Source organism: Streptomyces sp. NPDC002698, assembly GCF_042888945.1.
Lineage (GTDB): Bacteria > Actinomycetota > Actinomycetes > Streptomycetales > Streptomycetaceae > Streptomyces.
This window is the reverse complement of record NZ_JBIAQM010000016.1, coordinates 84,205-103,938: the sequence shown is the minus strand read 5'-3', so window position 1 is coordinate 103,938 and position 19,734 is coordinate 84,205. Positions and strand designations below refer to the sequence as shown.

The following is a 19,734-nucleotide window of genomic DNA, read 5'->3' as shown; positions in this document are numbered from 1 at the left end:
TGTGGTGCGCACTCGTCCACCGCGTCCAGGGCTAGGACGACGCGTTCCACCACGGCAAAGATCTGTGCGTCACTGGCGTCGGCAAGTCCAGGAAGGTCACCCTCGAAGGTGTCGAGGACGGCATCGGTCGCGGCGAGCAGGTTCTTGGGGAACAGTCCTGCCATGCCCTGGCAGTTGGCGCCGATCCCGTTCGACGTCGAGGCGCCTTCCGGAGCTGACCGGTACGACCCGCGAGCTCACTCCAGAGGTCGGACCGGGCCGGTGGCTCAAATGACGGCTGCGGGTTGCCCACCGCATCTGACAATTCCGATGGCGCTGGCAGTCTTCAAACGACAAGACTGCACCGGTGACCACCCTGCCACCGAAGCTCGGTCCGCTTCCTCTGCCGGTACCGGACCCCCGTAGCCGCGACATCGTTCTCGACTATGAGGGCATGCATGCCCTGGTTGCCGACCTGGTTCTGCCCAGCGACGCGTCGATGCACGTCATGAGCGCGATGGAAACCTCCCGCGAGCTCCTCCGGCACTCCTACTACCGATACGAGTTCGCCACCGTTGCGGTCACGCATTCTCTGTTCGCCCTGGAGCACGTCCTTGCCGAGCGTCTGGCCGTCGACGAACCACTCCGGGAACTGATCAAGCGGGCCACCGACACCGGCCTCATTGCGGCGGACCTCGGGACCGAACTCGACCGCAGCCGACTGCTGCGCGACAAACTCACGCAGGGCGCCGTGACGAGTTCCGCCCTCACCCCGGTCGGGGCCATCACGATGGTGCGCGCCGTCTTCGACGCCGTCTCGCTGTGTCTTCGTCCAACGCCCGTGGCGGAAGCCCGGGCCGCCGGGACGAGCAGCGCGCAGCCCGTCTACCAGCTCGTCCGGCTATGGGAGGAACACTGCCGCGCGCCGTATCCCGCAGGCTTTCGCGGAGTGGACATCGAGGGGGTGGAGCTGATCCTGCTGGACGCCGACGTCGCCGGCCTCGTCCAGAGAGAACTGAACGGCGGACTCGACGGCGACGGCATTGCCCTCCTCTGGGCGTGCATCGCCGACCTCGACAAGATCGTGTCCTTGGTCAATGAGGAGTACTGTGCCTCCTTCTTCGAGAGACTTCGAGCGGTGGCCGGACTCATCGCGGCGCGCCACCTCCCCACCGCGACCTGACCGCTGGAGTGCATGGATCAAGGCCCGGATATCCCGATTCACGCCAGCCGACCTGGTCCATGTCCGTGTCCTGAGACTGGTGGGCGCGGACGGTAACCGCCGACATCCGCCTTGTAAGGGCGGACGTGGTCGTGGGCGAGCCTGCCCAGGTCAGTCCAGCTGTAGCGCCAGTCCAAGCGAACGGCGCATCTCGACTGTGGCGGACCGTCGTTGACCGTGATTGACCGCACGATGTGGCACGGCTGTGGCACGGGGACTGCTTCGTCCCGAAGCAACTTGTACGCGCGTGCCACCTTGGGCTGGTTCGGTTCTCACCTGCTCCGATGGTCCACAGACGTTCGCGGACGTCCGTGGGTGTTCGTCGGCGTTGTCACGCAGTTAGGCACTCACCGGGTATCGCCAGAAGGTGTCTCTGCGGCTGGCGGCAGCTCGCTGCAGTCTTCCATCGCTTGGCCGAAGCTCTTACAGAACTCGGTGAAGCCCCACTGGGCGCCGGGGGCTGGGGTGAACGAGGCGAAGGATCCAATCGGCTCACCACTCACGGCTATGTCCAACGTGCCGTGTTCGCCGATGCGTGCATTCGGGCACTCTCGAAGATCTTGCGCGAACATAGGCCTCGTCTGTCGGCCCTGTCCTAGCCAAGCACCCCAGTAGATAGTTCGGTCCGTGAGGAAGAGGACTCCATCCTGCGGACCGTCCCACAGGTTTCGTGTGGGCGCACTGGCAATCTTCTGCTCTCCAGGCTCAAGCATGGGCTCAATGCTCTGCCAATACTCCGCCTGAGCTTTGTCGTAACGCCGTTGTGCCCACCGTCGCAACATCGCCTGCAGCCCCTCTCCCTCAGTCGCGCTCAGTATCGGGCGCTGTCCAGCACTCAGCACTGTGTTCGGGTGATACCGCGGACGGGGTTGTGAATGACTGCTAAGTTGCCGCGTCCGCCCGCAGTACGGGCACTTAGAAGGCGCCTGGATCGTACGCCTGCGGCTGGGCCCTGACCTGGGCAATCACCCGCGCCAACGACGGCTTACCAGACTTCGACAGGCATTCGACACAGCGCGGATTACTCGTAGATAGTCGCGGCCCGCAGAGCTCGTGCGAAGAACGTCCAGTCACCGCTGGCCGGCAACTCGTGGCTGGCGTTGCTGTACCAGCCGTCCGCGTCGTCGATCCATGCGGCCAAGGCCTCCAGGAAGCTCGGGAGGTCCGTGTTCTCCCATGAGCTGCCATCCTCGACGTGGCTGCGCTGCAGGGAACGAACGAAGGCTGCCAGGTCCTCTCTGCTGCCGACGTGCTCAGGAGAAGTAGTCACGCCCGGGACCCTACTTGGCACGCCAGCTCCGGGGCCTGGTGAGCACCGCCTTGTAAGTTCGATCCGCGCCCGCTCCGGCTGGGGGGGGCGACTGCTGCGACGGCCGGACAGAGTCGCTGGTGTACGCCCCCGTCCGGCGTCGTTGATGTCAGCCGTGGATGTCAGGACCTTCTGATCCGTAGCTCTATGGAGGTCGCTCATGGTGGTCATGCATGACGCTGTGTGGTCTTCAACGACCACTACTGGACGCGGACGGTTGCTGTGGGTGCTGTACCTCGCTGCCGTCTCGATTCCTGAACCCGGCAGCTGCCAGCCGTCCAGACCGCTACGCGCCGGGAGCCCGGTACTGGACTTGCCCGGCTTTGCGCAGGGCATCCAGGGTTTCGTCGACGGTCAGGAGAACGGTCGTCTCGAACGAGCTGAGTGCGCCGCCTCCGCTGATCGCCAGGGCGACCGCGGCCATGGAGACGTTGTCGGGGGCTTCCCACAGGTTGTAGCCGTCGCGGGTGCCGAACGCGTACCAGAAGCCGTGGAGCTTGCCACCGACGGACTCGATGTACGACTGAGCGGCCTTTGCGCGGTCCTCGGGGTGGCCGATGAGTCTCGCCCAGGTCTCCGGCGTGTAGCTGAACCTCGATAGATAGAGCGGCATCATGTCTCCCTTTCGTCCAGCAAGGGATGCCCCCGCAGGGTGGGACACGCCTCCGAGGCTGCCCGCCTATCCCCCGAACGGCCGGGATGATGACCGGCATGGCCACTGCCAGTGAGCGACCCAACCGCCGCGGAACCACAGCATCGAGGCCCTCAGCTTGGGAAACTGCGGGCATTTGAAGCCAGTTCGGGCGCTGACCTGGGTGAATGCCTGAGGCGAGGGCTCACCTGCCTCGGCTGCATTCACCGTGGCTCCCTGCTGTTTCCCGCTCCATCTGGTGCGCCAGTGGTGCGGCTTACTTCAGCATGGAGCTCGGGTACTGGTTCGATGACGTCGGCCCAGACACGGTCGGTCCACGGGTTGCCCTCCACGCCCAGGCGTGCCGCGACGACGTCGTCGAGGAAGTGCGCCCGAGCAATCTCGACTGCCTCGTCGGGCCACCACAGCGAGTCGCACTCAGTGCACAAAAAGAAGAAGGCCCCATCGGCTTTAAAGCGGTAGCGATGGACCCGGTATGGCTCACAGCGTGGACAGACACGCTCGACTGACATGACCAGAAGGTACCTCGGCATGAAGCGCACGCTTTCCAACTGTGTTGGTGCGTCCCGTGGCCGCGTGCGGGGCCGTTCACCTGTGTTTATGTGCGGCTGGTTGTCTGAGCGGCCACTGCCGCTGGTTTCGTCTGAACGGCCGTGAACGGCGCTGAACGAGACGGAAACTGAGACGGACGGCGGGGCTGGGTTCGCTAGCATCTTCGCTGTTGGAGGGGGTGTCATGGCGCTGACCCGCAAGGGATCACGACGGATCGTTGTCGACGGCACGGTCTACCGCTGGCGGCTGCGAGGCAGGCCAACGTACGACCAGGGCCTGGCTTGGTCGCCGTGCACATTCGCGGTTGAGCATGCTGAAACGCCCGGCACGACGCTCGTGGTCACCACTGACCAGCCGCATTCGAGCAATTGGATCGGTCGTGAGGCTGAGCCTGTGCTGCCGTCCGATGTGGCTGCGGCCATTCGACTTGCTTTGCGTGAGGGCTGGACCCCGACGGTTCCGGGTTCCGCGTTCCACCTTGACCAGTCAGCCGGCTTCACGCCCTGGTACTGAGCTATGCAGAGAGTGAGCACCCCTTTAGGAGTTCGATCTACGCCCGCACCCGGGGCCGTCGACGGCTGGTCCGGTGGTCGCCCGGGGGTGCTGTTGTGTGCCGCTGTCCGACCTTGTTGATGTCAGCCGTGGATGTCAGACAGGGCGGGGAACGATGCTCACCGCCCGGTAGTCGTACCCGTCCTGCTTGAAACCGGGTGCTTCCCAGATGAGATCGACCTGTTGCCCCGGTGACAGCGTGCGAAAGCCGGGCGCCTGAATGTCGGCGTAGTGGCCGAAGCACCCTCCGGGAGTCTCGGGCGAGTCGAGCACACCCCACCCCTCCTCGTCCCTCCACTCACGCACAGTCGCAGTCACGACTGCGGCGACCTTACGGGTCCCCCTGCGGCGACTCACCTTCTTCTCCCTCCATCTATCCCACAAAATCACAAAATGGCTGAGTGGATGTCAACAGCCCCGGACTATGATCGGTCCGGGACCTTTTCTCTTGTGTCCCCGGCAGGATTCGAACCTGCGACCCCCGCTTTAGGAGCGAGGTGAGGCGATCACAGGTGCGACCTGGGAATCTCTGCCTTGGGCGGCGTCGAGCGGTATGCGCCCTGGCGAACCCCGATTCCCCGTGAGTCCCCGTCCGTTCTGGCACGGGAGTGGCACGCCCTGGGGCCACCCCTCACCGCTCGATGATCAGTAGTCGAACCTCGGTGTCCTGACATGTCCGAGAGCGATAAGCCCCGCTCCGATGACCGCGACAGTCACGGACGAGAAGACGCAAGCCATGAGCAACAGCACACCGGCCCCCCAGACCCTCGGCTGCGCGACGTAGCGTTGTAGCCGTCGGCCGGGAACTCGTCCTAGTACCAGCGCGCGCATGCCGACCACCGTGCCCGCGAGCTGAAGCCACACCGCTACGCCCCAGAGAATAAATGCCGCTCCCACGCTCCACCTCCTCGCGCAGCCGCCCTCTGACGGCCGGCAGCAGTGTGACACAGGGACGGGACGCTGGCTGCGTGAGGTCGGCGCCCGTGACTCCCCGCTGTTTCGCGACCGAACGGGCACGAGAGGGGCACGTCGACTGGCGCCCTCTAGACGTAGGCGGCCAGCAGCGAAATACGCGACTGCTTCACGCTCCGGCAGGACGCAGTGTTTGGACTGCCCGGTCTCGAAGTCTGCATGCCTGGACTCTCTCGTAATCATGATCCGGGCTGAATCATCGCCGGTCACAGCAGGGATGGACAACGGTCTAAGACCGACGTGAGCCCTCTCGATGCGAACTATGGGCGGGGCGGTCACTGGGGTCTGTCGGGCACGTCAGACGGTCACGCAGGATCGATGGTGGTCGGGGCTGATCACGAAGGTTGCGGTACTTCGCTGCTGTACAAGCCGATCGCGTGGCCCGACGATTCAAATCGCGTCCCCTACCCTCTACGCCATGAGCGACTCGGAGGCCTTTCGCGCAGCGGTCAGGACGTGTATCACAGCCATGCTGGATAGCGATACTTCGCCGTACGAGTCGGCGTTGGAGGCCTTGGGCCTTGCTAGTGGGTTGCCGGTGGACGGTGGGGATGAAGCGCTCTACTGGCTTGCAAACATCTGGGGTGAGCTGACCGATTGGATCGAGCTTCGGCCCGCAGAAGCGGATCAGGCCGAGCTGCACATGATCGCTGCCGCCCGCGAGTGGCTGACCGTCGAGGGTGACCGAGAAGCCGAAGCCCAGTATTTCGATCGTTGGCTCAACCTCCTTGGGTGTGAGCGTCCGGCTCCGTCCCAGACCTAGTCCACGGTCTTGAAAACCGTCGTGGCGCGAGTCACCGTGGGTTCAAATCCCACACCCACCGCAGTGGTGGAGAGCCTCTGACCAGCAGGATCGGTCGGGGGCTCTCTTCGGTCCTGTCGCCGCGAGCGACCGTGGTTCCCCGAGGTTCCCCGCCTGACCGGGCACGGAAGGGGCACGGTTCTTCCGTGCATGAGCATGGTCAGGCAGAGGGATCGCATACTGGCGTCATGCTCTCGCCACAGCGGTTCCGAGATGCCCAGCACACGAAGTACCACTTCATTGATCATGTGCTCGTGAGCTGTCCGAAGTGCGCTGGGATTGCACACGTTGCCCCGGTGGCGTCGGCGGCTGAGGACGAGGTTCCTTCCGTGTTCGCGCGCCGCCGCCTCGTCTGTAGGGCATGCGGTCTGTCGCGAGATGCTGCTGGGGGAGGCTTCCGCCTTTTCCGGGGGCGAGGCGAAGCGGCAGATCCCTACTTCGGTCTGCCGTTGTGGTTGCAGACAGAGACGCGACACGGCTGGCTGTGGGCCTACAACCCGGAACACTTGGAGCTGATCCGGAAGTTCGTACAGGCGCCGTTGCGTGAACGAGCACCATGGGACGCGCAGGTAAAAAAGATGACCCTCGTCGCGCGGCTACCAACCTGGATCAAGAGCGCGAAGAACAGAGATGAGGTTCTGCGCGCCATCGACCGGATCCGGTCGTCCCTCGCCTGACCAGCTCAACCACACACCTACCCCAGCTCCCATCCCGTCTGCCGTCGACCCACACACCGTGGAGCGGGCGTGGTTCAGGGCGTCAAGGTGGAGCGCCCTGCCGGACGAACGACCTTGACGCCCTGGGCCGCGACTGCTCGGCTCTGCCTGGGTCGACGGCGGACGGGATGGGAGCACCCCGCGCACGCCACACTCGGCCGGCACTCGCGAACGGCGCCCCCTCCATCTCGGAGCCTGAGCGCCCCCGCCGGAGGCATGCTTGGACCGTTGCCGCGTTCCTGCGGTGCTCGACTCATGGCCAACGGCCCTGTCCACATGTGGGCGCGCGTCGGCGCCGCGCGGGCGGAGCGGGCCGAAGGCAGGAGCGGCGCCCGGCGCGGAGCCGGGAGCGGGCCCGGCGGAGCGAAGCGGAGCCGGGGCTTGATGGAGTAGAGAAAGTTCTATTCCTTGGGCTGGCTGCGCTCAGCGCGGTACTCGTCCAGCAGGCTGAAGAACAGCTCGACCGCTGGTGTGTCGGAGGCCTCGGCCTCGCGCTCGATCTCAGCTGCCCATCCCAGGGAGCTGTGCCGACCCAGCCGCTTCCACAGCCACTCGGCGAATGGCCCCTGGCAGCCAGGGTTCCAGAACGGGCCGTTGCCGTCCAAGGCGTCCAAGACGTCCAGGAGTCGGATCGCGAAGACCTCGGCCATGCGCTCGCTGACCTCTTCGGGCGTGAGCCAGTCAACCGCGGTCGATTCGCTGGACGTGCGCTCGGTGCCCCCGGAGAGCTTGCAGCGGAAGACCAGGGCACCGCCCTCTCGGCCGCCTGCCGCAAGGAGCTGATCGCCAGGAACGTCGTCACCCTGGTCGACGCGCCTCGGGTCGACTCCCGCAGCCTCGATCCCTGGAGCCTGGAGGAAACGCTCGGCTTCCTCGCCGCGGCCCGGCGCGATCCGCTCTACCCGGCCTTCGTGCTCTCCATCGCGCTCGGTCTCCGTCGCGGGGAGGTCATCGGGCTCCGCCGGCAGGACGTCGACCTCGACAAGCGCGAGCTCAGGATCCGGAAGCAGCGGCAGCGGGTCGCCGGGAACGCGGGCCTACGGGTCATCCGGCTCCACGACGCCCGGCACGGCTGCGCGACCCTGCTCACCGCGGCCGGCGTGGCGCCCCGCGTTGTGATGGAGATCCTCGGACACTGCCAGATCGCCGTGACGATGAACATCTACGCGCACGTCGTCCAGGACACCCAGCGCGAGGCGGTCAGTCACATGGACCGGCTGCTCACGCGGCGGCTGCAGCACGAGTAGCCACGGCACTGATGTCAGATCTGGATGTCAAAGACCCCCAGCCATGATCGGCTGGGGGTCTTTGTCCTGGTGGGCGCGGACGGTTTCGAACCGCCGACATCCGCCTTGTAAGTTCGATCGACACCCCGACCTGGTGCCGCTGCCGGCAGGTCCGGCGGTCGTGCGGGGGCGCTGACGTATGCCGCCGTCCGGTCTCGTTGATGTCAGCCGTGGATGTCAGACGGCTCTGGCATCCTGCGCCAGTGACCATGACATGGGCCGCCTTCTGGGCGCTGATAGCCACCCTGAACGGCGAAGCCGCGGAGGAGAGCTGTCGGCGCTTGGCCGAGGAGCTGAGCCGCCGTTCCGTCCCTGACATCATCGGTTTCGCCGAACGCCATGCCGAGGCTCTCTACCGCTTGGACCAAGAGAAGTTCGGGATGCTTCCGGTTGCCGGCATGACGGACCGGAACGGCGAGCCCTTCCCACAGTCTGCCGACGTGTTCCTGTACGCCCGTTGCGCTGTCGTCGCCGCGGGACGAGCCGTATGGGAAGGCGTCTTCTTCGACGTCGACAAGTTCGCCCCGTACACCTCCACCGAGTTTGACGGGGAGCGGCTGCTGTACGTGCCGGATCAAGCGTACGAACTCGCCACCGGGAAGGAGTGGGACCGCCCGACCCGGTACTGCTGCGAGAGCTACTCCAACAAGGACGGATGGCCGGACCTGGGGCGCTGAGGTGGACTACCGCTTGCCGGGGATCTCGCAGTGGGCGGCAGGCACGATGATGTCGGCTGTCTCGACGGGGTGTCCATCACCCGGCAGGCCCGCAGGCACCGTCCGTCGAACGAGCCGCTCACCAACACGAAGTGGGCCCGGGCGGTCGTCAGCGGCGGCCGCGCTGGTTCGACGACGTCGTCCTGGTCCTCGTTCTGCTCGCCCACGACTCCATCGTCTTCCTGGCCGGCGGACCGGGCCAGGGTGTATGTGCCCCCTGACAGGCGACCTTGACCGTTTGCCAGGAGAGTTCGACCGGTCAGCCTGTGTCCGCTCTGCCAGTAATCCAGTGACGAGCTGTCAGTGCCCACTGATAGAGAAGGGCCATGGATACCGACGCTCTTCCGCCGTCTGTAGATCACTCTTCCGAGGCCTTGTTCAGGCGTGGGTGCCTGGCCCGGGAGTCAGGGCAGTGGGAGCACGCCCAGGAACTGTTCGAGGAGGCGGTTCGTGGTTCGGGCCCGCAGATGCTCTGGCGCGTGACAGAAGCCTGCCTGTACAGCGACGAGGCGGCGTTGTGGATGCGGCGGGCCGTGGTCACGGAGAGCGAGCCGGGCGGTATCACGGTCGGCCGCGAGGCATTCGGGATCCTTGGGGGCAACGGCGATGCACTGGTGCAGAACTGGGAGATCGTCGTCGAGTCGGACGAACCGGCCCGCGCGGTCGCCGCACTCACCGCTGCGAAACCTCGGCTGATGTGCGTGTTCGAGGACGGCCGCGAACTCTCTCCGGAGGAGGCCGAGAACCTCTGGGACGAGGTCTTCCCTCCCTACAGTCCCAACTACGCCGCCGTCGACGCCACGGTGCCCCGCATCTGGATGGACTGCAAGGACGGGATCTACCCGCACATGGCCCGCACCGCACTGCGCATCGTGACGGACGAACTCCGCAAAGCCGGGGTGCGGCAGGCACACCTGTTCAGCCGTTCCCACCGCTAGCGAACCACCGGCCCATTCATCACAGAAGATCCGACCGGGCGACGGGACGCCGTATGCTCTGGCCCTGTACGTTGCCGGGCTCGACGACCTGGAGCGCGTCGGCAAGGCGGTCGATCAGGCCCACCTTGCCGCAGCGAGCGCCATTCCGTTCCCCTGGTACGTGCGGCTGCGACTGCCCGGACGCGTCTGCCTGGTCCTCGCCCGGCGGCGCAAGCCGGACCCGGAGGCGGCACGGCTTCGGGCCGCCGCTCAGGAACTCTGCCCCACCGGCTGGTCACATCCCGGGCACGAACTGCCCGGGATGTGACGGGCCCGCCGATGTGCTCACGCCACGCCCGACAGAACGCGATCACCCTCAACACACCAGGAACCGAGGCCCACTTCGGCTCCTTGCTCGCCCACTGAACCTTACGGACCAAGGGTCCGCCCGCCCATGGGCAGCATGGCGGCGGGCGGACGTCTCACGCGATCCGATCTCGGTCAGCGACCGGCTTGCAGGGCGCTCCAGGTTGCGGGGCCGACCGTGCCGTCGACGCTCAGTGCGCGACTGCTCTGGTAGTCCCGCACCGCCTGGTCGGTCCCTGATCCGAAGTCGCCGTCCGCGGAGACGGTCCGTCCCAGGGCGGCCGTGAGAGCCCTCTGAAGACGCTGGACGTCGGAGCCCGTGCTGCCCTGGCGGAGCACCGGCACACTGCCGGCGGAGAGGAGTGCGGTCCAGGTGTGCGCGCCGACGACCCCGTCGGCGCTGAGCCCGCGGGCCTGCTGGAAAGCGGTGACGGCCGCGGTGGTCTTCGAACCGAAGCTGGCGTCCACCGTGCCCGCGTCGAATCCTTGCCGGTTGAGGAGCGACTGTGCGGCCGACACCTGAGCTCCGGAGGAGCCGGAACGAAGGGTGTCGTAGGACGGGAAGGTCAGCTGGACGTCACCTCCGCCTCCCGTGCTGCCGCCGACCAGTTGCATGTAGTACGTCCAGTTCCAGTTCGGTCCTGGATCGGTGTGATCGTTGCCCGGCACCTCCGAGTGTCCGACGACGTGGGCGCGGTCCTTGGGGATGCTGTAGCGGTTGCACAGGTAGGCCGTCAGTGCCGCGGAGGAGCGGTACATCGAGTCGGTGAACCAGCTCGGGTTGTCGATGTATCCCTCGTGTTCGATGCCGATGCCGGATCCGTTGCCCGAACGGGCGTGCCAGGCCGTGTCCTTGTCACGAACCATCTGGGTGATCTGACCGTCGGAGGAACGCACCACGTAGTGGGCGCTGACCTCCGACGCGGGATTCTGGAACCAGCTGATCGTCCCGGCGTAGGAGCCTTGGGTGACATGGATGACGACTTTGCTGATCGTGGCCGTGCGGCCCACGACGTAGTTGGCGGAGTTGGCCGCGACCCATAGGGCCGGCGGGTAGTCCGGGCTCTGCGCGGCAGGCGCCACCGCGGCCTCGTAGCGGCCGCGTTCGGGGGCGACAGGGCGGGCGGTGACGGTCAGCTCCTCGCCGTCCGGAGTGCGGGCGGTCACGCCGTCGGCCAGGAAGGTGTAGACGGTGTCGGCGTAGAGGCGCGCGGCGGAGGGGGCGGTCGCGCCGCCGTACCGGGCGATCAGCGGATACCAGGCATCGGCGTCGTGCCGCTCGGCTCGGCCGAGGCCGGCGTCGTCGGCGTAGGCGCGCAGGACGGCCGCTCCGCCGCGGATGTTCGCCGCGGTGTCCTGGCGCAGTTCGCGGGGTGTCTCACCGGTGAGCCGGGAGGCCAGTTCCAGGGTGTGCTGATCGGGGTTGCTCACCAGGTGCATCACGCCGTAGCCACCGGCCTGGCTGGGCAGGCCTGCGTGGTCGTCGAGGTGGGTCTCTCCGTATCCGAGGGCGATCAGGACATCGCGCGGCACGTCGAACTCGGCCGCCGCCCGGGTGAAGGCGCGGCTGACGGGGCCCGGCGCCGTGAGTCCCTCGGCGCGGGGCGCGGCGCCGGCGGGCTGCACGGTGGCGACCAGCACGGTCAGGGGGCCGAGGACGGACAGGGCTGCGCGCCGCAGGGGTACGCGTGACGGTCTGCGGTTCATGGGTGTGCCTCCAGGTGGGGAGTGTGGCTTCGGGCGCGCGAGGGCAGAGCCCGGGTGGATCGGGTGACGGACCGCTTCGGACGCCAAGTCGCCGGGGCCGGGGACCTCGCCGGAGTCCTGGCCCGGCCCGACCAGGCCGAGCCCGTCTCGACACGGGTCAGAGTGGGGCGAACCGGGCTGTTGGGCTTCCGGGCTTCCGGGCTTCAGACGGTGCCGCTCTCCCACCACCAGGCCCGACCGAGGTCCGCGCGGCTGTCGACATGCTGGTGATCGACGGTGTACCGCTCCAGCCCGGAGAACCCGCAGGTCTCCGCCTTCTGGTAGACGGTCTTGGTGGCCACGCCGGGAACGTCGAGGTCGGCCGCGGTGCCGTACAGGTGCATGCTGTCGCTGGCCCCGCCGATCTCGGCGTTGTGCTCGATGCTGCGGAAGCCCGAGTTGACGGTGATGGGCGTGTTGCCGAGCTTCTTGCGCAGCGCCTCCAGCTTGTACATGCAGCGCCGGGCGTTTTCCCGGACGGCGGCAGCGCTCACTTTGCCGCCGTCGAAGGTGCCGCTCGTCCGGTCGGTGAACTCGCTCCAGTTGAAGTGGGCCGTGGAGCCGTCCGACTGCTCCAGGGCGTTGAGCTGCGCCTGGGTGGCGGGTCCGACGCTGCCGTCGGCGGCCAGTCCGTAAGCCGCCTGGAACCTGCGGACCGCGGCGGCCGTGCCCGGGCCGAAGTCGCCGTCGATGCTCACCCGGGACTGGCTGGCCGAGTCAGCGGCCCAGCCGGCGATCCGGATCTGCAGTTCCGTCACATCCGCTCCGCCGGCTCCCTGGTTCAGGGTGCGTGACCAGTTGTAGGCGTGTGCGGTGCCCGACAGAAGCAGGGGGCCTGCGAGGGCACCCACGGTCGCGGCGAAGGTTCCGCGCAGGATCGAGCGGCGGTTCAAGGGACGCAGAGGGGAGGTCATCGTGATTCCTTGGGGGGTGAAGTGCGCGGGGGCGGCGCTGGGGGTGTCAGTACGCGAGCTGCAACGGCACGACCTGGGCGTCGTGTCGTAGGCGTGCACCCGCAGCTTGAAGTGGGTGCCGTCCTTGACGTCGGTGGCGACGGCGGCCACCTGGGGAAAACCGCATGGGGTGTCGCGAGGCCAGTGCGACGGGGCGAGTTCATGATCCGGTCTACGCCTCCACCTGTCATGCTCATTCGAACGTGCTGAAATATCGCAGGTGGAAAGGGTGTTGGCCGTGCTTCACAAGGAGTGGGTGCACGAGAGCCTGCACACCGAGCGGATCCGGCTGGCCCGTCACCTGCTCGACGGGGGCACCGAGGGCCTGCTCGAAGGCCTCGGACCGACCGTCCGGTGGAAACACCCACGCCTTGAGATCAGCACCTGTCCGACGGAACACGACATCCACTTGAAGGGCCGCGGGCTGCTGCTGATTCCGTCGTACTTCTGCTGGAAGGGACCGATCTCTCTCGCGGATCCGGGGTTACCGCCGGTCCTCATCTACTCCCTGCACCACGAGGTACCCACCGCGCCGTCCAGGACGGCGTCCGAGAGCGCCGGTTCGCCGCCGTTGCAGGTGCTGCTGGGCCGGGCCCGCGCCGCCGTCCTGCAGGCCACGGCCGCCGGGGTGACCACCACCGAAATCAGCCCATCACCACCCGCGAGCGTGACCGCGCTGGAAGTACCCCGTGTTCGGGACGTATCCGAGGTGCGCACTGCTCGATGTGTTCCGGAGCGCCGCGTCGGACCGTACGGGCACGAGTGGCCGCGCCATACGCCGCCTCCCCGGGCAGGCGGGGTCGACGGGTTCGTCTGAGCGGTTGTGCATGGGGGACGGGCTGCGCGAGCGACGGGACGCGTTTGCCGAAGCAGCAACAGGAATCGCGGCGGCCGCCACGCCTACCGCATGATCATTGCCTGAGCCGTAGGCACGCTGCCTCTGGGCCGGCCGGGTGGCGCACTCGGCGCACGCGGATCGATCGACAGCCCTGGAGGATTCATGTCACAGCCCGCCCAGGTCACGGATGTCACACATCGTCTGGTCCCCTCTCCCGCCGGCAGGATCCACCTGGTGGAGCAGGGCGATGGGCCCTTGGTGCTGCTGGTGCACGGGTTCCCGGAGTCCTGGTATTCCTGGCGCCACCAGTTGCCGGTGCTGGCGTCAGCCGGATACCGCGCGGTCGCCATGGACGTCCGCGGCTATGGGCGTTCCTCCAAGCCCGAGGGCGCGGCCGCGTACCGGATGCTCGACCTGATCGAGGACAACGTGGCGGTGGTGCGAGCGCTCGGCGAGGAGACCGCGGTGATCATCGGGCACGACTGGGGCTCGACCATCGCCGCGAACTCCGCCCTCGTCAGGCCGGACGTCTTCCGCGCGGTCGGACTGCTCAGCGTTCCGTACGCGCCCCCCGGTGGCCCGCGGCCCAGCGAGGTCTTCGCGCGGATGGGCTGCGACGAGGAGTTCTACGTCTCCTACTTCCAGGAGCCCGGCCGGGCCGAGGCCGAGATCGAACCCGACGTCCGCGGCTGGCTCGCGGGCTTCTACGCCGCGCTTTCGGCCGAGACCATGCCCGCACCCGGATTCCCGGACCCGCACTTCGTCAGCCGCGGCGGGAGACTGCGTGACCGGTTCCCCGCCGGACGGCTGCCCGCATGGCTCGGCGAGGACGACCTCGACGTCTACGCGGGGGAGTTCGAACGCTCCGGCCTGGCCGGAGCGCTCAACCGCTACCGGAACATGGACCGGGACTGGGAGGACCTCGCCGGCTTCAACGGCAAGCCCATCACCCAGCCGTCCCTGTTCCTCGGCGGGGCGCTGGACGCCTCCACCACCTGGATGGCCGAGGCGATCCAGGCATACCCCACCACCCTGCCCGGTCTGGTCTCCTCGTACGTTCTCGACGGCTGCGGCCACTGGATTCAGCAGGAGCGCCGCGAAGAGGTCAACGAGATCCTGACCGGCTGGCTCGCCTCCCTGCCGGCCTGAACACGGACACCTGCCCACAGAGGCCGACCGAGGTGGACCGTCCCGAGTACTGCACACTCGTGGAGTCGGCCGGCACTATGAAGGTCCATGAGCGATCAAGAAGCTGCGCGGGCGGCGGGCTCCGCCACGACGGGCGTCGTCCTCACGGCCGCCTGCAGCGTCCACGGCCCGGCTCGCTGCCGGAAGGAATCGCCGCATGACCGACCCGCGCTTCGACGAAGAACCCCCGGAGCACCTCCGCTACCGGTGCCACCTGCAAGACCTGGAAGGCGTATCAGAGGCGGACGAGCCCGCCCTGGTGGCCACGGTGCTGCGCGACCCGGACAGGTCGATGGCCCAGGCTGCGATCAACCGTCACCTCGAGCGCCGGGCCGCCCAGCTGCTGACCGACCCGAGGTTCGTCACCTGGGCCCGGACCATGACCACGGTCGTCGGCGACCGCCCCTTCCTCGCCCGCCGACTCCACGAGTGGACCCTCCTCAGGGCAATCGCCTTGGACGAGCCTTGGACCGCCGAGGAACTCACCACCGCATCCGACTGGTTCCAGCGGACGGCCTCGGCCGCACACCTCGTCATCTCGACCGAGGCCCTCGGCGTGCTCGCCGAACGGGGGCGAACCCGCCGTGTTCGCAACGCGGCGAGCAGCCGACTGCGGCAGGCGAATCAGCAGCCGACCTGACGCGGTCAGTCCACAGGTCTTGGCGATTCATCGCGCCCGGCTCGCTGGTTGTGGGTGCCGGCCGCAGGGCCGTTGACGGTTCGAGACCCTCTGGATGGTTCGGGGTAAGCCTGTCTTTCCGGGGTGGTCGGTGTCTGTTCGTCCCTTGTCCGGCGTGGGGGTGCCGGAGCTCACGGCTCGGATGACGCGGGCCAGCAATCCTCGCGGCGCCCTGGCCACGGCCAAGACCCCTCGGCGGTCGCCGGGACGCCCCACCAGTGATCATCTCGCTGCTGTACGTGCGGCCCGCCGGGCACGCGGTTGTCCGGCGGGCCGCCGTGCGAGTCGGTGAGGGTCAGCTTCCGGTGAGGGTGACCGCCAGGGACGTGATGTTCAGCGGGAACCGGAGGATCGGAGTCGGCTCGCCGGTGACGAGGTTGACGCTGTAGAGCGTCGGGGTGCTCGCGCCGTACGGGGTGAGCGAGGCGAACGCGGTGACCGACGTCGTCTTGCCGTTGGACAGGTAGCTGAAGATGTCCAGGCCCGCGTTGGGCTGCGCGTCGAAGCCGAGGGAGCCGACCGTGGTCAGGGTGCCGTTGTTGGCCGGCGCCTGGAGGACGAGGTTGTCCGTCGTGGTGTCGATGCCGTACAGGAGCGTCCCGGTGGCGGCGACCAGATCGTTGTTCGTGTAGCCGGACGCGGTGACGCCCCGCGCCGGCCCGGTGAGCGGCGGGGTGGTGAGGGTGGTGTCCTCGACGGTGGTGTGGTCATTGAGGTTGTGCCGCAGGTTCTGGCCGTTGTCGCTGACCACGCGGAGCCGGTCGGCCGCCGGGTTGAAGTCGAGGCCGAAGTTGGTTCCGTACAGCGCGACCTGGAGCTGGGAGACCTTGGTGACCACCACATCGGAGGTCTGCGGCGGGGTCTTGATCGTGTAGATGCCGCCCTTCTCCCCGAGGCCGTACATCAGGCCGTCCTGGACCCGGTGGTCGATGGCGAGCAGCCTGGTGTCGCCGCTGAGACCGGTGATGTCCCGGACCCAGTCGAGCACGTTCGGCCGGTCGGTGGTGAAGGTGGCCATCAGGGTGCCGTCGCCGGTGATCCCGAAAGCCCTCAGGCTGGGCGCGGCGGCGGTGGCCGAACCGGTGCCGGGCGCGCTCACCAGCAGTGCTGCGGAAACGGACAGGACCGCGGCCGCCGTTATGAGTCTTTTTCGGATTCCTGCTCTCATCGGTGTTTTCCTCCCGTTCGATCGAATGACATCGAGGGAAATTGCACACGCGACGTAAATGTCTGCGAATGCGAATTCCGGTGTGCTGGCGACTCCTGTTTAGCCGCCTTCGCCGCAGCTCTGCAAGCAGATCAAGGCGTAGAGGCGCCTTGATCCGAGAACTTTGCGCACCGTGACAAATATCTGGGTGAGGTAAAGGTTGTCGATTCACGCGAAGTGATAAATCACGTCTGGATTTCATCTGTCGGCCCGCTCACCTGCGCTGGCAGGCTCGCTCCCATGGGGAGCCTCTTCGCCGAACTGGCCCGGCAGGCGTCGACCAACGCCCGCCGGGAGGTCGATGCTTATCTGCGTGAGATTCCGGAGTTCCGTTCGTGGGAAAGCAAGCCCCGAGTCACGGCCGAGACGATGGAATACTCGGTGTGGCTGCGGCGCCGCACGATCGAACTGTCTCCGGACAACAGCGGTCTGACCGATGACGACCTCGGCTACATCGCGGCCATCGGCGAGGTGCGGGCCGATGCCGGAATGTCCCCGGATTCGCGGCAGCAGGTGCTGCAATTGCACACCGCACTCATGCTGCGCGACATCCAGGAGGCGGCCGAGAGACTGCGCGGCGGCGATGTCGAGGAACTCATGCAGGTGATGACCTGGTTCGCCCCGCAGGGCGATCGCGGTATCGTCGCCTACCGCCGGGGCTTCGTGACGGTGCTGCGCCGCCGTCTGCCGTACGTCGGACAGGTCGCCCTGCTGGCCAGGTCACTGCTGACCGGCGACCCCATGGCCGCGGACCTCGCCGCCGCCCTCGACCTGGAACTTCCCGAATTCTGCGCCGTCGCGGTGATCCGCGTGCCGGACAGCCCCTTGAACGACCGCGATCTGGACGTCGAGATCGAGACGCTCGTGAAGACGCACCGGGCGCCCGTCGTCTGGTACCCGAAGAGCGGCACGAGAGGTGGCGAGCTGATCGCCGTCGTTCCCTGTGCCGACGAGGCGGTACGGCTGCCCTCCGCGCCCGGCGCCGTGGCCGACCTCGTCGGGGACTTCGCCGAGGCGCTCGGCCGCCCCTGCGCCGCCGGCACCGCCGTCGCACCGCTCGACGAACTCCCCGCCGCCCTCGAACGGGCCCGCCGGATCAGCGAGTCGGCCCCGCTGGGGAAGTCCTCCCGCCGATTACGGCCACACACCATGGCGGACGTCTTCGTCGAACTCGCGGTCGCGGACGTGCCGTTCATCGACGCCTGGCTCCACACGGTGGCCCGGAGCCTCGAATCGGGCCCGGACCTCGTGACCACGCTCGACGCCTACTACCGCCACGACATGAACCGCGGCGCGGCGGCGGCGTCCCTCAACGTCCACCCGCGCACCCTGGACTACCGCCTGCGCCGGGCCGCCGAACTCACCGGCATCGACCCGGGCTCGGCGCACGGCATACGCACGCTCAGCGCCGTCGTGACACGGCGGCTGTCGGGCGCGTGGGCCTGACGCCACGCCGAGCGCCGGCCCGGGACGCCGCCGAACGGCGCAGGCGAACGGCCTTGCGGGGCGCGCGCCGGAAAAACTCGGGCTCCGCTGTCGATCCAGCCGTTTCCCGTTCGACATCCTGATGTAGGACGCATCCCCGTGCGAGGAGGCGACAGGACCTGATGAGGGAACACATGGATCAGCTGCTGCGCGTGCAGAACTTCACCGTCTCGAGCGACGGCGTGGCCGCCGGCGAGGACCAGAGCCTGGAGCGGCCCTTCGGCCACGACGTCGATCCGGGAAAGCTCTTCGCCTGGGCCGGCGCCACGGCGAGCTGGCCCAACCGCACCGAGCCCGGGGGAAGCCGGGGCCTCGACGACTACTTCACCCGGGACTTCAGCCACAACATCGGCGCCGAGATCATGGGCCGCAACAAGTTCGGACCCCAGCGCGGCCCGTGGCGCGACCACGACTGGCGCGGCTGGTGGGGTGACGAGCCGCCCTTCCACACACCGGTGTTCGTCCTGACCCACCACGAGCGTCCGTCGTTCACGCTCTCCGACACCACGTTCCATTTCGTCGACGGCGCCCCCGCCACCGTTCTCGCGCGGGCGCGGGAGGCCGCACAGGGCAAGGACGTCCGGCTCGGCGGCGGAGTGACCACCGTCCGGGAGTTCCTCGACGCCGGTCTCGTCGACACCCTGCACGTGGCCGTCTCCCCGGTGAAGCTCGGGTCCGGGCTGCGCCTCTGGGACTCGCCCGAACAACTGCTGGACCGGTTCCACATGGAGGCCGTGCCCAGCCCGAGCGGCGTGACGCACCACCTTTTCTGGCGCAGGTGACGAGAGGGACGACGGCAACGGAAGGCGGGAGCCGTGGTGGTCAGAGGTGGGCGAGGACGTTGACGACGTTGCCGTCGTGGTCCCGGTAGAAGAAGCGCCGTACGCCCCACTCCTCGTCCGCCGGTCCGTACAGGATCTCCAGACCGGCGGCGCGGGCCCCTGCCAGAGCCGCCTCCAGGTCCTCCACCTCCAGGGACGCCGCAGGGTTCACCGGCCCGGTGGGATCCTTGGTGATCAGGCTGACCTGCACGGAGTGGTCCGTGGGCGGGGCGAGGGTGACGATCCAGCCGTGATTCATGATCACCTCCATCCCGGTGACCTGGACGTGAGCTTCCACTGCGGAATCGAGATCGCTCACCGTGAGCAGCGGCATCGCGCGCGGTGCGGACATGTGCGCCAGCGTAACCGGCGCGCCGCAGGGCCCGGGAACCTTTCCGCCCTCGTCATCCGGCTCCGTGCCTGAGCCGGAGTGGATCCTCGGAACCCTGCATCGGCGGGACGCCGGTGCCCCCAGGGAGCCGGGTTGCCGTTCTTGTCGAAGACCTCGGAATCGTTGGCCGAATTCACCCACACCGTGATGCCCTGGCGGTGAACGACGACATTGAACGGGGACTCCTCGGGTGCTGTCTGCGTCACGACGGTGAACTCCTCACCCGGACGCATCCAGTGATCGGTTCCCCACGGCTCCACCCACAGGCAGAGCATGCTGTCCGTCTCGTTACCCACGCTCGTCCTTGCCACGCCGGCATCCCAACGAGCAGCATGATCGGCCGGACAGCTCCTAGTGCCGCGGCAGGGACGGACCCGGCTGCCTG

The 19,734-nt window shown here is 67.7% G+C and carries 19 protein-coding genes, 1 tRNA gene and 2 pseudogenes; 14 read left to right on the top strand and 8 right to left on the bottom strand.

The window, feature by feature from the left end:
* Window positions 1–433: 433 nt before the first annotated feature.
* Complete coding sequence (locus ACFYW9_RS23030; protein WP_389153378.1) at window positions 434–1,162, top strand: hypothetical protein; 729 nt, start codon at window positions 434–436, stop codon at window positions 1,160–1,162.
* 1,060 nt (window positions 1,163–2,222) lie between these two features.
* Here ACFYW9_RS23030 and ACFYW9_RS23025 read toward each other — a convergent pair.
* Window positions 2,223–2,471 carry a hypothetical protein gene (locus ACFYW9_RS23025; RefSeq protein WP_389153375.1) on the bottom strand — a complete coding sequence of 83 codons (249 nt, stop codon included), beginning with the start codon at window positions 2,469–2,471 and terminating at the stop codon, window positions 2,223–2,225.
* Between the two features lie 325 nt (window positions 2,472–2,796).
* Window positions 2,797–3,123: a GYD domain-containing protein gene (locus ACFYW9_RS23020; RefSeq protein ID WP_266825398.1), complete on the bottom strand. Its 327-nt coding sequence runs from the start codon at window positions 3,121–3,123 to the stop codon at window positions 2,797–2,799.
* Between the two features lie 774 nt (window positions 3,124–3,897).
* On the opposite strand from ACFYW9_RS23020, the gene ACFYW9_RS23015 reads away from it, so the two are divergent.
* Window positions 3,898–4,227 carry a hypothetical protein gene (locus ACFYW9_RS23015; protein WP_389153372.1) on the top strand — a complete coding sequence of 110 codons (330 nt, stop codon included), beginning with the start codon at window positions 3,898–3,900 and terminating at the stop codon, window positions 4,225–4,227.
* A gap of 135 nt (window positions 4,228–4,362) precedes the next feature.
* Here ACFYW9_RS23015 and ACFYW9_RS23010 read toward each other — a convergent pair whose 3' ends face one another.
* Complete coding sequence (locus ACFYW9_RS23010; protein ID WP_351870702.1) at window positions 4,363–4,623, bottom strand: cold shock domain-containing protein; 261 nt, start codon at window positions 4,621–4,623, stop codon at window positions 4,363–4,365.
* Window positions 4,624–5,944: 1,321 nt separating this feature from the next.
* Between ACFYW9_RS23010 and ACFYW9_RS23005 the strand changes: the two genes are divergently transcribed.
* Together ACFYW9_RS23005 and ACFYW9_RS23000 are read left to right on the top strand one after the other, a co-directional pair.
* A tRNA-Ser gene (locus tag ACFYW9_RS23005) sits at window positions 5,945–6,059 on the top strand.
* Between the two features lie 169 nt (window positions 6,060–6,228).
* Complete coding sequence (locus ACFYW9_RS23000) at window positions 6,229–6,717, top strand: hypothetical protein (protein WP_389153368.1); 489 nt, start codon at window positions 6,229–6,231, stop codon at window positions 6,715–6,717.
* Window positions 6,718–7,343: 626 nt separating this feature from the next.
* On the opposite strand, the pseudogene ACFYW9_RS22995 reads toward ACFYW9_RS23000, so the two are convergent.
* Window positions 7,344–7,505, bottom strand: a pseudogene (locus ACFYW9_RS22995) (NUDIX hydrolase); the annotation flags it as partial.
* Here ACFYW9_RS22995 and ACFYW9_RS22990 point away from each other — a divergent pair.
* The 5 genes and pseudogenes from ACFYW9_RS22990 to ACFYW9_RS22970 all read left to right on the top strand — a co-directional run.
* A pseudogene (locus ACFYW9_RS22990) lies at window positions 7,506–8,003 on the top strand (site-specific integrase); the annotation flags it as partial.
* Between the two features lie 248 nt (window positions 8,004–8,251).
* Window positions 8,252–8,719, top strand: a complete 468-nt coding sequence (locus ACFYW9_RS22985) for a DUF4240 domain-containing protein (RefSeq protein WP_389153590.1) — start codon at window positions 8,252–8,254, stop codon at window positions 8,717–8,719.
* 131 nt (window positions 8,720–8,850) lie between these two features.
* Window positions 8,851–8,979, top strand: coding sequence for a hypothetical protein (locus tag ACFYW9_RS22980; RefSeq protein WP_389153365.1), 129 nt, complete (start codon window positions 8,851–8,853; stop codon window positions 8,977–8,979).
* A 258-nt stretch (window positions 8,980–9,237) separates the two neighbouring features.
* Window positions 9,238–9,696: a hypothetical protein gene (locus ACFYW9_RS22975; RefSeq protein WP_389153362.1), complete on the top strand. Its 459-nt coding sequence runs from the start codon at window positions 9,238–9,240 to the stop codon at window positions 9,694–9,696.
* Window positions 9,697–9,856: 160 nt separating this feature from the next.
* On the top strand, window positions 9,857–10,003 hold the full coding sequence (locus tag ACFYW9_RS22970; RefSeq protein WP_389153359.1) for a hypothetical protein: 147 nt from the start codon (window positions 9,857–9,859) through the stop codon (window positions 10,001–10,003).
* A 173-nt stretch (window positions 10,004–10,176) separates the two neighbouring features.
* On the opposite strand, the gene ACFYW9_RS22965 is transcribed toward ACFYW9_RS22970, so the two are convergent.
* Together ACFYW9_RS22965 and ACFYW9_RS22960 are read right to left on the bottom strand one after the other, a co-directional pair.
* Complete coding sequence (locus tag ACFYW9_RS22965) at window positions 10,177–11,748, bottom strand: N-acetylmuramoyl-L-alanine amidase (RefSeq protein WP_389153356.1); 1,572 nt, start codon at window positions 11,746–11,748, stop codon at window positions 10,177–10,179.
* A 203-nt stretch (window positions 11,749–11,951) separates the two neighbouring features.
* Entirely contained in the window at window positions 11,952–12,701 is a 750-nt protein-coding gene (locus ACFYW9_RS22960; RefSeq protein WP_389153353.1) for a D-Ala-D-Ala carboxypeptidase family metallohydrolase, read from the bottom strand.
* 277 nt (window positions 12,702–12,978) lie between these two features.
* On the opposite strand from ACFYW9_RS22960, the gene ACFYW9_RS22955 reads away from it, so the two are divergent.
* The 3 genes from ACFYW9_RS22955 to ACFYW9_RS22945 all read left to right on the top strand — a co-directional run bounded on the left by ACFYW9_RS22955 (window position 12,979) and on the right by ACFYW9_RS22945 (window position 15,406).
* The gene (locus ACFYW9_RS22955; RefSeq protein WP_389153350.1) at window positions 12,979–13,557 is read left to right on the top strand and encodes a hypothetical protein; all 579 of its coding nucleotides are present in this window, start codon (window positions 12,979–12,981) and stop codon (window positions 13,555–13,557) included.
* A 183-nt stretch (window positions 13,558–13,740) separates the two neighbouring features.
* Window positions 13,741–14,727 carry an alpha/beta fold hydrolase gene (locus ACFYW9_RS22950; RefSeq protein WP_389153347.1) on the top strand — a complete coding sequence of 329 codons (987 nt, stop codon included), beginning with the start codon at window positions 13,741–13,743 and terminating at the stop codon, window positions 14,725–14,727.
* 196 nt (window positions 14,728–14,923) lie between these two features.
* The gene (locus tag ACFYW9_RS22945; RefSeq protein ID WP_389153344.1) at window positions 14,924–15,406 is read left to right on the top strand and encodes a hypothetical protein; all 483 of its coding nucleotides are present in this window, start codon (window positions 14,924–14,926) and stop codon (window positions 15,404–15,406) included.
* A 334-nt stretch (window positions 15,407–15,740) separates the two neighbouring features.
* Here the strand turns inward: ACFYW9_RS22945 and ACFYW9_RS22940 are convergent, their stop codons facing one another.
* Entirely contained in the window at window positions 15,741–16,613 is an 873-nt protein-coding gene (locus ACFYW9_RS22940; RefSeq protein WP_351873706.1) for a DUF4394 domain-containing protein, read from the bottom strand.
* 279 nt (window positions 16,614–16,892) lie between these two features.
* Between ACFYW9_RS22940 and ACFYW9_RS22935 the strand changes: the two genes are divergently transcribed.
* Together ACFYW9_RS22935 and ACFYW9_RS22930 are read left to right on the top strand one after the other, a co-directional pair.
* Window positions 16,893–18,098, top strand: coding sequence for a PucR family transcriptional regulator (locus tag ACFYW9_RS22935; protein ID WP_389153339.1), 1,206 nt, complete (start codon window positions 16,893–16,895; stop codon window positions 18,096–18,098).
* 173 nt (window positions 18,099–18,271) lie between these two features.
* Window positions 18,272–18,919 (top strand): dihydrofolate reductase family protein, encoded by a 648-nt coding sequence (locus ACFYW9_RS22930; protein WP_389153336.1) that lies wholly within the window; start codon window positions 18,272–18,274, stop codon window positions 18,917–18,919.
* 40 nt (window positions 18,920–18,959) lie between these two features.
* Here ACFYW9_RS22930 and ACFYW9_RS22925 read toward each other — a convergent pair whose 3' ends face one another.
* The gene (locus tag ACFYW9_RS22925; RefSeq protein ID WP_351873714.1) at window positions 18,960–19,310 is read right to left on the bottom strand and encodes a VOC family protein; all 351 of its coding nucleotides are present in this window, start codon (window positions 19,308–19,310) and stop codon (window positions 18,960–18,962) included.
* Window positions 19,311–19,734: the final 424 nt, after the last annotated feature.